Annotated in this window: 6 protein-coding genes; 4 read left to right on the top strand and 2 right to left on the bottom strand. The window is 45.9% G+C overall.

From position 1 onward, the window contains the following. Positions 1-113 precede the first annotated feature (113 nt). Positions 114-1,643, bottom strand: a complete 1,530-nt coding sequence (locus QT998_RS15380) for a sensor histidine kinase (RefSeq protein WP_333092145.1) — start codon at positions 1,641-1,643, stop codon at positions 114-116. Between the two features lie 579 nt (positions 1,644-2,222). Here QT998_RS15380 and QT998_RS15375 point away from each other — a divergent pair. From QT998_RS15375 to QT998_RS15355, 4 genes are all read left to right on the top strand, one after another. Next, on the top strand, positions 2,223-3,545 hold the full coding sequence (locus QT998_RS15375; RefSeq protein WP_333092144.1) for an AAA-like domain-containing protein: 1,323 nt from the start codon (positions 2,223-2,225) through the stop codon (positions 3,543-3,545). A 200-nt stretch (positions 3,546-3,745) separates the two neighbouring features. Further along, positions 3,746-7,285 (top strand): AAA-like domain-containing protein, encoded by a 3,540-nt coding sequence (locus tag QT998_RS15365; protein WP_333116473.1) that lies wholly within the window; start codon positions 3,746-3,748, stop codon positions 7,283-7,285. A gap of 27 nt (positions 7,286-7,312) precedes the next feature. After that, positions 7,313-10,879, top strand: coding sequence for an AAA-like domain-containing protein (locus QT998_RS15360; protein ID WP_333116471.1), 3,567 nt, complete (start codon positions 7,313-7,315; stop codon positions 10,877-10,879). Between the two features lie 24 nt (positions 10,880-10,903). Continuing rightward, complete coding sequence (locus QT998_RS15355; RefSeq protein ID WP_333116467.1) at positions 10,904-14,488, top strand: AAA-like domain-containing protein; 3,585 nt, start codon at positions 10,904-10,906, stop codon at positions 14,486-14,488. A 123-nt stretch (positions 14,489-14,611) separates the two neighbouring features. On the opposite strand, the gene QT998_RS15350 is transcribed toward QT998_RS15355, so the two are convergent. Then, positions 14,612-15,808: calcium-binding protein (locus tag QT998_RS15350; RefSeq protein WP_333116465.1), on the bottom strand; the 1,197-nt coding region annotated here is incomplete at its 5' end.

Here is a 15,808-nt window from a genome sequence, read left to right as displayed (position 1 = left end):
ACTCTTCTGGTTCTTGTGAGGTGGGTTTTTATAGCCAGCCCTGTCTCAAGGTTAGGGCTGGTTATAATCAACCGCCCTACAAGTTGATTTACCAAAACGGCATGAATCAACATTTACAGCTTTACCAAAACTTTTTCAGCAAAAGTTGCTCGCTGAGGTTGGGATTTTAAGGGAATTTTAATAATAAACTCAGTACCCATCCCAACCTCGGAAGTGCAGCGCAAATAACCTTCATGGCTTTGAATAATTTGATAAGAAATTGCCAAACCCAGACCTGTACCATAACCGATAGGTTTAGTCGTATAAAATGGATCGTAAATTTTAGCGATCGCCTCAGCATCTATGCCACTGCCATTATCAGCAATGTGAATCTGCACCCACTCGCCGTCAACCATAAGCGTGCTGATACGAATTGTTAGCCGTTGGCAATGGGCATATTGCAAGCGATCGGGTAAATTTTTCCCCCAACAGTCTTTTTTGACCGAATGCTTCTGCACCGCCATCTGTTCTAAAGCATCAATCGCATTAGAACAAATATTCATAAATACTTGGTTGAGCTGTCCGGCGTAGCATTCCAAATCTGGCAAATTTCCATAGTCTTTAATCACTTGGATAGCCGGACGGTATGGCTGTTCTTTCAGGCGGTGCTGCAAAAGCATTAAAGTGCTGTCGATACCTTCATGAATATTTACCTTTTTCATATCGGCTTCGTCTAAGCGGGAGAAGGTGCGTAAAGATTTAACAATATCTTTGATGCGCTCGGCTCCAATTTTAATCGAACTAAAAATTTTTTGCAAGTCTTCTAAAATAAAGTCGAGTTCGATGCTGTTAATCTTGTCAGCAATTTCCGGTGGAGGAGTAGGGTAATAAACTTGATAAAATTTAATCAATCCCAAGATCTCTTGAATGTATTCCCGGGCCGGAATCAGATTGCCATAGATGAAGTTAACGGGGTTATTGATTTCGTGAGCGACTCCAGCTACCATTTGCCCCAAAGAAGACATTTTTTCAGTTTGCACGAGTTGGGTTTGGGCACTTGTGAGTTGTTGTAGAGTATTTTCGAGCTGCTGAGTTTGTTTTAACAGTTTAGCTTCAGAATGTCGCAATGAATTTTCAGCCAAGGAGCGATCGCGATTTTCCTGTTGCAAAAGCTCGTTAGCAACCTTTAAAGCTTGCGTCCTTTCAATAACTCGCTTTTCCAACTCCAGCATTAATTGAGAGAGTGCTTCCTGAGCTTGCTTGCGATCGCCCACCTCATTTTGTAAAGCCAAATTTGCCGCCGCCAATCGAGCGGGACTGGGGATAGCCAAGATTTTTGGGATTAGTTCCACCAGCACTGCTGCTGTGGATAGCGAAACTAGCGCCGTAATCGCTTTCAGAAAACCTGAAAACCAATAATTAGGATGCCACAGCGTCCATATTTCCATAATGTGGGTAATGCCACAGCAGACAATAAAAGAGCCAAACAACATGAAAACCCAGTCAAACGGCAGGTCTTTCCGCTTCTTGACAATATAAATCAGCGTGATGGGTATCGCAAAATAAGCGCAAGCAATCAAAGCATCAGACAAAATGTGCAGCCCCACTAATCCAGGCTTCCACAAATAGCAATGACCGTGAGGAATAAAATAGTTAGAAAACATTTTATGAACCATTTGTGTGAAATAAACTAGGTTATTTGCTAGCCAAGTTTAGGAAAAGGATATTGCCGGACGATTTCCCAACCATCCTGCAACCAAAAGTAAAATTAGACTTTTGGACTGAACACTTGTGATGAGTCGATGCAGCGATTTGAAACTACTTTTAATTAAATTAACATCAATCGATTAATATAGAGCGATGTCAACTGTCACATTCTTACTTTTAGCTTCACGACGAACTGTGACACCTACATGACATTTTGGCCAATTGCTTTGGAAAAACTCAGCGCTGCTACCTGAAAGCTAACCCCGCCAGCGTCTCTTGAAATTGGGTTGTGGCACTCAGCGACCACTCAGGCAACCGGGCAAATACCAGATTTAAGGGATGTCACGGATTTAACTCGCCGAAGAGAACCCTTCTCAAAAACCTGTAGATTCGGGTTGACTCTTCATTGGTGTCACATTTAGCCGCCAGGGACTTAAGTCCCTGCGGAAGGTTTAACTTTAGATTGACACCAACTCAGCTTTAAATTACATCACAAGTGATAATATCAACTATAAACTTACCGGCAATTGCCAATTATGACCATAGATGAGGTACTACAGCTAACTCGTGCGCAATCGCAAAAAGATTTACATCCCGTACAAGAAATCCTGCTCCGCCAAGTCTGGGAAGGAAAGACTTATACAAGCATCGCATCTGCCTCTCATTACGGAGAGCATTACCTGAGAAACATCGCCTCTGGCTTGTGGCAATCTCTCTCTGAAATCTTGCATATACCTATTAGTAAATCTAATTTTCGCTCCTCTCTAGAATCGCGTTCCTTAACCGCAGAGGAAGCAGAATTAATTGAAAAATTTACCTGCAGCCAATGCCTAGCAACACCTTTAGAATATCCCGGCTCTCCCGTACCCCTCGGTTCGCCATTTTATATCAATCACCCGCTAATTGAAGAACTAGCCTATCAAGAAATTGCCAAACCAGGGAGTGTTCTGCGGATAAAAGCTCCCAGGAAGATGGGTAAAAGTTCACTTTTGCTGCGAATTTTAGACCGCGCTAATTCTCTTGGCTACCGAACTGTAAGTTTGGATTTTCAGCAAGCTGAGGAAGCTGTTTTAGACAACCTCGATAAATTTTTACGGTGGTTTTGTGCCAACATCAGCAGGCATCTAGATTTTCCACCTTTATTAGATGATTTTTGGGATGAAGATATGGGCAGCAAAGTAAGCTGTACCATTTATTTGCAGCAATATATATTAACCAAAATAAATCGCCCTTTAGTCTTAGCTTTAAATGAAGTCAATAGAATTTTTGAGTATCCCAAAATTGCCCGAGAATTTTTGCCGCTGCTGCGAAGCTGGCATGAAGAAGCAAAGCGGAATAAAACCTTGGGAAAACTGCGGTTAATCGTCCTTCATTCCACAGAAATTTATATTCCTTTAAAGCTAACTGAATCGCCTTTTAATGTCGGTTTGCCGCTGCAATTGCCCTATTTTACAGAAGAGCAGATACTTGCTTTAGCACAGCGTTACCGACTCGATTGGACAGATAGCCCCGATGCCGAGCGACTGATGGCAATGGTGGGGGGACATCCTTATCTAGTGCGGCTCGCTTTTTACCATCTCTATCAAAAGGCTGTAACGCTAGATATGCTTTTGCAAGAAGCTCCCACCATAGGAGGAATTTATAAAGATTACTTGCGGAATTTTTGGGTGACATTGCAAGCAGATACTGAACTCGCAATTGCCCTTAAACAAGTGGTAAAATCTGAGCGCGGTCTGGAATTAGAGCCGATAGTAGCTTGTAAATTAGTGAGTATGGGGCTAATTCATATCGATAACAACCGCTGTACGCTAAGCTGCGAGTTGTACCGCCTGTATTTTGGTTCGCCAAACTTTATTTAGTGATTGCCTACCGTAAAAATCTGTGCTGCTGTTAAGTTTAAGTCTGGGAAGGCGAGGGATCGCACCACATTATCACCTCTAAATTGATTAACTACATACTCACCGTTGGATTATAATTCAGTAGGGATGGTGACAAAAATAACGCTCAGACTGCCTCTTTTTATACTCAACTTTCACTTTTAAACCAACCCGTAAACGGCATGACCGAGGTAACATACCAAATTGGTGGCAGTCTTGCCAGTGATGCCCCTACATACGTAGTGCGAAAAGCAGATGACCAACTCTATCAAGCCTTAAAAAACGGCGAGTTTTGTTACGTCCTCAACTCGCGGCAAATGGGCAAATCTTCGCTACTGGTACGCACCTTCCATCGATTGCAAGCAGAAGGATTTCAATGCAGTACGATCGACATGACCCGCATCGGCAGCGAAAATATCACTCCCTTACAATGGTATAAAGGAATTGTTGGGGATTTGTGGCGCAGTTTCAATCTGGTAGGAAAAGTTAATTTAAAAACTTGGTGGAAAGAAGAAGAAGTTTCCTTTTTGCAAAAATTGAGCTATTTTATTGAAGACATTTTGTTGACTCAATTTTCTGAAGACAAAATTTTTATATTGGTCGATGAAATTGATAGCATTCTGGGGTTAGATTTTGCGGTAGATGATTTTTTTGCTTTGCTTAGGTATTGTTACAATCAGCGAGCGATTAATCCAGAGTATAACCGCATTACTTTTGCAATTTTTGGAGTAGCCACGCCAAGCGATTTAATTGCAGACAAAAAGCGAACTCCTTTTAATATCGGTCGTGCTATAGATTTGCAGGGTTTTGAACTGCACGAAGCCCAACTATTAGTTAAGGGATTAGAGAGTGCCGTCAGTAATCCTCATACCGTTCTCAAACAAATATTAGCTTGGACTTCAGGACAGCCATTTCTCACCCATAAAATTTGCTATTTGGCGTATAGATCCAGCCTAGAAACGGCGGGAGGATTAGTAAATATTCCCCCTGGAGCCGAGGCATTTTGGGTGGATAGTTTAGTACGATCGCAAATCATCGATAAATGGGAATCGCAAGACGAGCCGGAGCATTTAAAAACGATAGGCGATCGCATCCTGAGAAACGAACAACGCGCCGGAAGATTACTCGGCATTTACCAGCAAATCTTACAAGACGTGGAAGTGCCAACCGATGACAGCCGAGAACAAATCGAACTATTGCTATCGGGTTTAGTGGTAAAGAATGCAGGCTATTTGCAGGTAAAAAATAGAATTTATCAAGAAGTATTTAATATAGAATGGGTAGAGAAACAATTAGGGCAACTGCGTTCTTACTCCCAATCTTTCGATGCTTGGGTCGCTGCCAAACAAACAGATGATTCGCGCCTTTTGAGGAGACAAGCCTTAAAAGATGCTCAAATCTGGATGCAGGGAAAAAGTTTGAGCGATTTAGACTATCAGTTTTTAGCAGCTAGCGCCGAACTCGACAAGCAAGAAATGCAACTAACCTTAGAAGCAGAAAGGTTAAAAGAAGTCGAAAAAAATGCCAGACGGCAAAAGTGGTTTATTGCTGCACTCTCTTTGGCATTAGCGATCGCCCTCTTTCTCGGAACAACTGCTTTTTGGCAATATCGTCGAGCTACATTGAGTGAGGTAGAAGCGATCGCCACCTCTTCCGAAGCCCTCTTCACCTTAGAGCAAAAATTAGACAGCCTCATCGCCGCCATCAAAGCCAAGCGCAAACTGCAACAACTCGGCAGCGCAAATCCCGAACTAGAAAAGCGCGTGCAATTATTACTAGAGCAGGCAGTTTATGGAGCTTCCGAGTTCAACCGCTTATCAGGACATCAGGCGACACTGTATAGATTAGCAATCAGTCCCGACGCTGGGACAATTGCCTCTGCAAGTACAGATAACGAGGTCAAACTCTGGCAGCGAGATGGAACCCTGATTGCGACTCTTCCCCACAACGGTATAGTGTGGAGGATGGCTTTTAGCCCCGACAGCAAACTCCTCGCTTGCGCCAGTGGAGATGGCACACTTAAAGTTTGGCAGCAACAGGGAACGTCTTGGTCGGGTCCCAAACTCCTACACACCCTTGAGGGACACAGTAAGGAGTTTAACGGTGTGGCGTTCAGTCCAGATGGCGAGACTTTAGCTGCATCCGGTGAGAATAACACCGTTAAACTCTGGGACAAAAACGGCAATTTATTAACCATTCTCGATCGCACCGATGCGGTGAGGAGTCTTAGCTTTAGCCCCGACGGGGAAATGCTCGTTAGCGCAAGTGCCGAGGGTACGATCCGATTGTGGAAAAAAGACGGCTTATTCTGGGCCTCCGTAAAGTTACTGCGAGCGTTTCAAGGGCATAGCGCTGCGATATGGGAGGTCGAGTTCAGTCCTGACAGCAAGATATTTGCCTCCGCCAGCATGGATAAAACTGTTAAACTTTGGCCCTCCCATGCCCCGTCAGACGAAGAGTTACAGCCCCTGCGAACCCTTAAAGGTCACGCATCTGGCGTTGAAAGTCTAGATTTCAGTCCTGACGGTGAGATTATCGCCACAGCCAGCGGCGATCGCACAATCAAATTTTGGAGCAAAGACGGCAAAGATCTGAGAACTTTTGCAGGACATCGGGGTGCAGTATGGAATATCGATTTCAGTCCTGACGGCAAATCAATTGCTTCGCTGGCTATAGGAAATACTGTCAAACTTTGGCAGCCGAAAAACATTTTTTTCTTGCCCCTGCTAGGTCACGACGCTGCTGTTTATAGAGCTGCTTTCGCTGCTGACGGTAAAATCGTCGCCACAGCCAGTACAGACGGCACGGTGAAACTTTGGCGCGTCGATGGCACGTTGCTGAAGACGCTTCAGGAGGGTACAGGGGGGCTTTGGGATGTGGCATTCAGTCCTGACGGTAAACTCATTGCTTCAGGGGGTGAAAAAACAGTTAAACTCTGGCACAAGGATGGCAGATTTCTCTCAGAAATCAACGCCCACAAAGGTGTAGTTTACGGAATTACTTGGAGTCCGGACGGTAAAATTATTGCCTCCGCAAGCTCAGACGGCACGGTGAAACTCTGGCAGCCAGACGGCGTGTTAGTGCGAACTCTGAAGCTAGATGGCAGCGCCTTCTGGAGTGTGGCCTTTAGCCCTGATGGAAAAGCTTTAGCTGCCGTCGGTAGCAGCGGTACTCTCGCTATCTGGAAGCCCGATGGCACTTTGTTGCAGGCGATTGATGCCCATCAGGCTATGAGTATGGGGGTCAGTTTCAGTCCCGATGGCAAGACTCTAGCCTCAGCCAGTACAGATGGCACCGCCAAACTCTGGAAATTAGATGCCTTATCGACTCTTATTGACACCTCAGTTCCTCACTCTTCACAGCTTCTGCGAACGCTTAAAGGTCACGCACAGGGAGTGCAGGGAGTTTCCTTTAGCCCGGATGGTGAAATCGTCGCTACGGCAAGTCTGGATAACACGGTGAAACTCTGGAATAAAAATGGCATCTTGCTGAGGACGCTCACGGGACATAGAGGTTTGGTGACAAAAGTTTCCTTCAGTCCCGACGGCACTTTCCTTGTCTCCGCCAGCCATGACCAAACGGCGATTTTGTGGGATGTGAAGCGAATTCTCAATACAGACCCCCTGGCTTATGGTTGCGACTGGGTGCGGGATTATCTGCGGACAAATGCCGATGTGAAGGAGGAGGACAGACATCTGTGCGATCGAGTGGGCGATCGTTAAATTCTCCGAAACAATTAACTATAAATTATGAAAGATTACTCTTACCAAATTGGTGGCAGTCTCACCACTGATGCGCCTACATACGTCGAACGACAAGCAGATATCGAACTTTATCAAGCCTTAAAAAAGGGCGAGTTTTGCTACGTCCTCAACTCCCGACAGATGGGCAAATCTTCCCTTCTCGTTCGCACCTTCCATCGATTGCAAGCCGAAGGATTTCAATGCAGCGCGATCGACATGACCCGCATCGGCAGCGAAAACATTACTCCTTTACAGTGGTATAAAGGAATCGTTGGGGATTTGTGGCGCAGTTTCCATCTTGTAGGAAAAGTTAATTTAAAAACCTGGTGGCAAGAACAAGAAGAAGTTTCTCTCCTGCAAAGATTGAGTCAATTTATTGAAGATATTTTATTAGTAAAATTTCCGAGTGAGCGAATTTTTATATTTGTCGATGAGATTGATAGTATTTTAAGCTTAGATTTTCCAGTAGATGACTTTTTCGCATTGATTCGTTATTGTTACAACCAACGAGCTATTAATTCAGAATACAACCGGATTACCTTCGCGATTTTCGGAGTAGCTACACCCAGCGATTTAATCGCCGATAAAAATCGGACACCTTTTAATATCGGACAAGCGATCGATTTGTCAGGATTTAGCTTAGAAGAAGCGCAACCATTAGCGAAAGGGTTAGAAAATGTCATAGCCAATCCGCAGGCAGTTCTCAAAGAAATCTTAGATTGGACGGGAGGACAGCCATTTTTAACGCAAAAAATATGTGAATTAGTAGTAAAAATGGCGGGGTCAGCCCACAGCGGTGATTTAAAAATACCACCGGGAACGGAGGGTTTCTTTGTGGAATCATTGGTGAGAGAAAACATCATCAATAAATGGGAATCGCAAGATGAGCCAGAGCATTTAAAGACAATCCGCGATCGCATTATTGGCAACGAACAACTCACTGCACGTAGCTTAGGTATCTATCAAAACCTCTTACAATGTGGTGAAATTGAAGCGGATGATAGTCGAGAGCAGATCGAACTGCTGCTATCAGGTTTGGTAGTAAAACAACAAGGTTGTTTAGAGGTAAATAACCCGATTTATCAAGCAGTTTTTCACCTACAATGGGTAGAAAAACAGTTAGAGAAACTGCGTCCTTATTCGCAAGCTTTTAACGCTTGGATCGCTTCAAAACAAACCGATGAATCACGATTGTTGCGCGGACAATCGCTAAAAGACGCTTCCTACTGGGCCCAGGGAAAAAGTTTGAGCGATTTGGATTATCACTTTTTAGCGGCTTCTGGTGAATTAGACAGGCTGGAAGTGCAGCAAGCACTGGAAGCAGCGAGGCTTAGAGAAGTTGAAGCCAGACTCACAGAAGAACGCAAGCGGTTAGTTTTAGAGCGAGAGACAGCGAAGCGGCAGCGAAGATTTCTTGGGGCGCTCAGCGGAGCGCTAATAGTTGCGATCGCCTTTGGCATTCTTGCTCTCTGGCAATATCATTACGCCATCACCAGTGAGCAGCAAGCCCGCATCAGCGAAATTCAAGCCCTCACCTCCTCATCGGCAGGGCAATTCGCATCCCAACAGCGATTAGATGCCCTCGTGAGCGCCATCAAAGCCAGACGCAGGATCGACAGCCTAGCTAATTCCAGTCCCCAGTTGCCATCTCAAGTTCAACAAGTGCTGCAACAAGCCATCTACGGAACGGCAGAATTCAATCGCCTGTTGGGGCATTCCAGCCCGGTTCTGGCAGTTGATGTCAGCCCAGACGGTCAACTCATCGCCACCGGAGGCGGCGACCAAACAGCCAAAATCTGGCAACGGGATGGCACCTTGCTGCACACTCTCCAGCACACGATCAGCAGCGTCTACGCCCTTCGTTTTAGTCCCGACAGCCAGCGCCTGGTAACATCCAGCGTGGACGGCAACATTTATCTGTGGAGTCGGGAAGGCAAACTGCTCAAAACCTTTCAGGGACACAAGGCTGCCATATGGGCGATCGCCGTGAGTCCAGACGGTGAGCGCATCGCCTCCGCCAGTGAAGACAGCACCATTCGCCTGTGGAGTGCCGATGGCAAACCGCTCAAAACCCTCAGCGGACATCAAGGTGCAGTTTGGGGTGTTGCCTTTAGCCCGGATGGAAACCTGCTCGCCTCTAGCAGCACTGATAATACTGTCAAGGTTTGGACTCTAGATGGCGAACTGGTGAGCACTCTGGAAGGTCACAGCACCACCGTTTGGGACGTTGAGTTCGCTTTACTTGCAGACAATAGCGGCGTAAAACGTCCCGCCATTATCTCTGCCAGCGCTGACAACACTGTCAAACTCTGGCAACCCGATGGAACCCTGCTACGAACTCTTAGCGGTCACAGTTCGGAAGTGTTTGAAGTCGCCGTCAGCACAGCAGGTGATATGATTGCTTCCGCCAGCGCCGACCAAACTATCAACCTCTGGAAGCCGGACGGGACAATTTTGAAAGTCCTTAAAGGGCATCAATCGGGAATTCGAGGCGTTACCTTTATTCCCAACAGTCAAATGGTTGTCTCTGCTAGCGACGACAATACCGCTCGACTCTGGAATCCGACAAACCCCTTCTCGAAAGTCCTTTACGGACATGGCGGCACGATTTGGGATGTGGATTTCTCCCCCGAAGGTCAGATGCTAGCTTCCGCCTGTTCCGATGGCAGTTTCAAACTCTGGGCGCGAGACGGCACGTTGCTGAAGTCTTTTGCCACAGATAAGGCTGCCGTTCGCTCTGTTGCTTTCCTCTCTGGTGCTAGCTTTGCCAATCCTGCGATCGCACCTTTCCTTGCTACCGCTAGTGAAGATAAAACAATTAAATTCTGGCAGTTCGACGGGACATTACTGAAAACCATAACAGGTCATGAAGCTGGAGTTTGGGATATCTCCCCAAGTCCAGATGGCCGGCTACTGGCTTCTGCTAGCAACGATAAAACTGTGAAACTGTGGAACAAGGACGGCACTTTGCTGAAAACTTTCACAGGGCATCGGGCCAGGGTTTACGATGTGGACTTTACCCCTGACGGACAGAGGCTGCTTTCAGCCAGTAGCGACAGCACTGCTCGGTTGTGGAGTGTTGACGGTAGGTTTTTCAAGACTCTAGAGGGTCATCGCAGCCCTGTTTGGGAAGTTGCCATCAGTCCAAACGGTCGCACTTTGGCAACTGCCAGCAGGGATGACACGATTAAACTCTGGACGATCGATGGCACGTTGCTCAAAACCCTCCAGGGAAATACTAGAGGCATGATGGCAGTTGATTTCAGTCCTAATGGTCAAATGCTGGTGGGGGGAGGCTCAACTGGCGCACTCAAACTTTGGAAGGCAGACGGGACAGAAATAACGACGCTAACCGGACATGAAGGGAACGTTTGGGGAGTTGCGTTTAGTCCTGATGGCAAACAAATTGCCTCAGCCGGGGACGATCGCACTGTGATTTTATGGGATCTAGAGCGTATTCTCAAACTCGATGAACTGGGTTATGCGTGCGATCGCGTCCGGGATTATTTGCGAACAAATGCCGATGTGAAGGAGGAGGATAGACATTTGTGCGATGCCGTGGGCGATCGCTAAATAATCATCAACTATTAACTCAAAATGATTAACGATTATCAATACCAAATCGGCGGTAGCCTCGCCAATGATGCACCGACCTATGTAGTGCGACAAGCAGATGCCGAACTCTATGAAGCCTTAAAAACAGGGGAATTTTGTTACGTCCTCAACTCGCGACAAATGGGCAAATCTTCTCTCTTAGTCCGCACCCTGCACCGACTACAATCAGAAGGTTTTCAATGCAGCACCATCGACATGACTCACATCGGCAGTGAAAATATCACCCCTTTACAGTGGTATAAAGGAATGGTCGCCGATTTGTGGCGCGGCTTCAATCTTTTAGGACAAGTTAATTTAAAAACATGGTGGCGCGATGAAGAAGATGTTTCGTTTTTACAAAGATTGAGTCATTTTATTGAAGATATTCTGCTGGTTAAATTTCCCGACACTAAAATTATTATATTTGTTGATGAAATTGACAGCATTCTTAGCTTAGATTTTCCGGTTGATGATTTTTTTGCCCTAATTAGATTTTGCTACAATCAACGAGCAATTAATTCAGAGTATAATCGAATTAATTTTGCAATTTTTGGTGTGGCGACACCAAGCGATTTAATTGCAGATAAAAAACGAACTCCTTTTAATATTGGTCGAGCGATAAATTTGCGCGGTTTTGAACTGCACGAAGCCCAACCATTGGCGGCGGCTTTGGCAAGTGCAGTTACTAATTATCAACCTATTTTGAAACAGATATTAGCTTGGACTTCTGGACAGCCATTTCTAACTCAAAAGCTTTGCTATTTGGCGTATATGGCAACTAAATCTACAACCAAAACAGTGACTTTCCCAGCGGGAACGGAGAAGTTCTGGGTAGATTGTTTAGTGAAAGAACATATTATAGATAAATGGGAATCGCAGGATGAACCAGAGCATTTAAAAACCATAAAAAATCGGGTTGTTAGCAACGAACAACGGGCAGGGAGATTGCTCGGCATTTATCAGCAAATATTACAATCAAGATTACCCATAATTTTGGATTGTGAAGGGGGTAAATTTGATTGTCAGACAGCTTTTGGGAATCACTCAAAATCACCTTTTTTAATAGGAACAACGGGAATATCTGCCGATAATTCTCCCGAACAAATAGAACTATTATTGTCGGGCTTAATTGTTAAAGTCAATGGTTTTTTGCAGGTAAGAAACAGAATTTATGCTGAAATTTTTAACCTGCGATGGGTAGATAAACAGTTAGGACAATTGCGCCCGTATTCCCAAACTTTCGATGCTTGGATTGCTTCACACCAAACAGATTATTCCCGACTTTTGCGGGGACAAGCCTTAAAAGACGGTCAAATATGGGCCCAGGAAAAAAGTTTGAGCAACCTAGACTATCAGTTTTTAGCTGCTAGTGCCGAACTAGACAGGCGAGAAGTTCAGCAAGCATTAGAAGCAGAACGAATCAAGGAAGTTGAAGCACGACTAGCACAAGAAAAAAAGACTGCAAAACAGCAAAATTTATTGCTATTTTTAGTGAGTATTGCACTGATGATTGCTAGTGTTTTAGGAGTAACAAGTTATTCTCTGTATTGCCGGGCCACTATTCGGGAACGCGAAGCTCGGATTAGTGAAATTGCAGCGTTGGTTTCTTCTTCTGAGGGATTGTTTGCGTCCGATCGCCGATTGGATGCACTAATAGCAGCGATTAAAGCTAAGCGCAGACTGCAAAAGTTAAGGAACACAGAGACACAGATTGAAAATAAAGTTATTGATGTATTGCGACAAGGGGTTTATGAAATAGATGAATACAACCGTTTATCGGGACATAAAGCGGCAGTGATGACCGTGGATATTAGTCCTGACAGCCAGTTAATTGCTTCTGGAAGTGTGGATAAAACCATTAAACTGTGGCGGCGATATGGTACAGAAGTGGCAACGCTCAAGGGTCATCAGGCGATCGTCCGATCGGTCAAATTTAGCCCGGACGGTCAGTTTATTGCTTCTGGAGGTGATGATGGGACTGTGAAAATTTGGCAGCGAAACGGCACTTTGTTGAAAACTTTTCAGGGTCATACTGCTAGTATCTGGACAGTGGCGTTTAGTCCCGACGGTCAAACAATTGCCTCTGCCAGCATGGACAAAACGGTGAAAATCTGGAACAAAAACGGCAAACTGTTAAGAACTCTCCAGGGTCATACTGCTGGGATACCCTCAGTGGCTTTTAGTCCAGACGGTAAGACTGTTGCTACCGCAAGTGGAGACAAAACGGTGAAACTCTGGAACTCTGACGGCAAAGTGTTAAGAACTCTCCGGGGTCATACTTCTGTGGTATCCGCAGTGGCGTTTAGTTTAGATGGTCAGATTGTTGTTTCGGGAAGTGGAGACAAAACGGTGAAACTCTGGAACAAAGACGGTACTTTGCTGAGAACGCTTGAAGGTCATTCTGCTGTAGTATCCGCAGTTGTTTTCAGTCCAGACGGTCAGACTGTTGCTACGGCAAGTCGGGATGGGACTGTAAAACTATGGAATATTGATGGCACAGAACTGACGACTTTTAGAGGTCACACTGCTGGGATTTGGGGGATGGCTTGGAGTCCTGACGGCAGTTTTATTGCTTCGGCGGGTGCAGAAAATACGGTGAGGCTGTGGCAGAGTCACAACCCTTTGCGGACGATTATTAGTGCACATAAAGCTGGGATTTGGGCGATTGCACTGAGTGCGGATAGTTCTACAATTGCCACAGGCAGCGAGGATGGCACGACTAAACTTTGGAGTCGGCAAGGCAAATTGTTGAAGACTTTCACTGGACAAAATACTGCGATTTATGCTGTTGCACTGAGTCGCGATGGCAAGTTAATTGCTTCTGGCACAAACGATAATCAGGTGAATATCTGGACTCGAAACGGAAATGCGATCGCAAATTTGGTAGGTCATAACGCTACGATTTTTGGATTGGCTTTCAGTCCTGACGGTCAAATTATTGCTTCTAGCAGTCAAGATAATACTATTAAACTTTGGCGGCCCAATGGTACTTTATTGCATACTATGACAGGAGATCGTGCTCCTGTTTGGCAGGTGGTATTTAGCCCGGACGGTCAGCTAATTGCCTCGGCTGGGGGCGATGGTACTGTTAAGTTGTGGAAGCTTGACGGTACTTTGGTAAGAACTTTTCGAGGTCATACTGCTGCGGTGTGGAGGGTGGCGTTTAGCCCTGACGGTAAATTTCTGGCTTCTGGCAGTGGGGACAATACTGTTAAGATTTGGACTGTGGATGGTAAGTTAGTGAGAACTCTTGAAGGTCACGCGGCGGCGGTTTGGGGAGTGGCATTTAGCCCGGATGGTAAGATTATTGCTTCTGGTAGTGTGGATAATACGGTGAAGTTGTGGAACTCTGACGGTACGGAATTAACGACGCTCAGAGGTAACTCTGGGGCGATTCGGGGGGTGGCGTACAGTTCTGATGGGACGTTTGTGGCTTCGGTGAGCGAGGATAACAGGCTGATTTTGTGGAATGTACAGCAAGTTTTGAATCTGGATTTATTGGGTTATGGTTGCGATCGCCTGCGGGATTATTTGCGGACAAATGCGATGGTGGAAAAGGGCGATCGCTTGTTGTGTTCGCCCCTTTGAATGATTTAACCGCGAAGACGCAAAGAACGCGAAGAGAAGAGGAAACAGTAACATACTCCCCTTGACGATTCGGCGGTATGAGGCCGAATCGTCAAGAATCTCCAAAACGCGGATTTGGTATCACTACTGACTAATAAAATCGCTAGCGGTCAGAGTACCGGGCGCTATACCGTTCAGTTTTGCTAACAATTGATTGCTACTGGTGACGCTAATCAAAGTTTGATTGTTGCTCCCAGTAATAGTTAGTTGATTGAAACTCAAACCGGAATTTAACCCAATTAAATCCTCGCCTTGGCGGAAATCCGTAATGATATCACTGCCTAAACTTTGAGTTAGCAGAAATACATCATTCCCCGAACCGCCAGTCAAAGTATCATCTCCCACATCACCGCTAAGGAAATCGTTACCAGCATTGCCGAAGAGGCTATCATTGCCTTTGCCGCCGTACAGAGTATCGTTGCCTGTATAACCTTCGAGCAAATCGTTTTCGTTGTTACCGAATAGTAAATCGTCACCATCGCCACCGCCGAGACTGTCATTGTCTTTGCCGCCGTAAAGCGTGTCATTTCCAGCCTTACCAAAAATTAAATCTGCACCTTCATTTCCAAACACAATATCGTTGCCATTTCCAGCATTAATTGTGTCATTTCCTAAGTTGCCTAACAGATAGTCGTCGCCATCTTCCCCCAGCAAAATATCGTCATCTTTGCCACCAAAAATGCTGTCGTTGCCAAAGCCACCGGCAACAGTATCTTGGCCTAAATCTCCTCTCAAAAAGTCGTCGCCTTCTCCGCCAACCACAGTGTCGTTATCTTTGCCGGCGTAGATTGTATCGTTGCCGGTGCCGCCGAAGATTAAGTCATTGTCGGTATTGCCGAAGATGGAATCGTTACCGCTGCCGCCGTCGATGTTGTCGCTGCCGCCCATTCCGTAGAGGGTGTCATTGTCGCCAAGTCCGTTAATTGACTCGTTGATGCCATCGCCTATGATGAAATCGGTGCTGTCACCGCCGTTGAGAGTTTGTTGGGCGGAATTTTGAGTAATACTGCCGGGGTCGATTTCTGGGGCTGGTAGGGGTTCGACGATCGCATTATCCGTTGTCGGTGTTGGCGTGGGTGTCGGTGTGGGAATTGGTATCGGTGTGGGAGTTGGTGTGGGAGTTGGTGTGGGAACTGGTATCGGTGTGGGAGTTGGTGTGGGAGTTGGTGTGGGAACTGGTATCGGTGTGGGTGTTGGTGTGGGAGTTGGTGTGGGAGTTGGTGTGGGAGTTGGTGTGGGAGTTGGTGTGGGAGTTGGTGTGGGAGTTGGTGTGGGAGTTGG

The sequence above is a fragment of the Microcoleus sp. S1D4 genome (genome assembly GCF_036700765.1).
Classification (GTDB): Bacteria; Cyanobacteriota; Cyanobacteriia; order Cyanobacteriales; family Microcoleaceae; genus Microcoleus.
The sequence above is the reverse complement of the archived record's forward strand: the minus strand, read 5'-3'. Positions and strand labels throughout refer to the sequence as shown.

Coding starts and splice junctions, on each gene's coding strand:
- QT998_RS15380 (WP_333092145.1), bottom strand. CDS start 1,643: ATGTTTTCTAACTATTTTATTCCTCACGGTCATTGCTATTTGTGGAAG.
- QT998_RS15375 (WP_333092144.1), top strand. CDS start 2,223: ATGACCATAGATGAGGTACTACAGCTAACTCGTGCGCAATCGCAAAAA.
- QT998_RS15365 (WP_333116473.1), top strand. CDS start 3,746: ATGACCGAGGTAACATACCAAATTGGTGGCAGTCTTGCCAGTGATGCC.
- QT998_RS15360 (WP_333116471.1), top strand. CDS start 7,313: ATGAAAGATTACTCTTACCAAATTGGTGGCAGTCTCACCACTGATGCG.
- QT998_RS15355 (WP_333116467.1), top strand. CDS start 10,904: ATGATTAACGATTATCAATACCAAATCGGCGGTAGCCTCGCCAATGAT.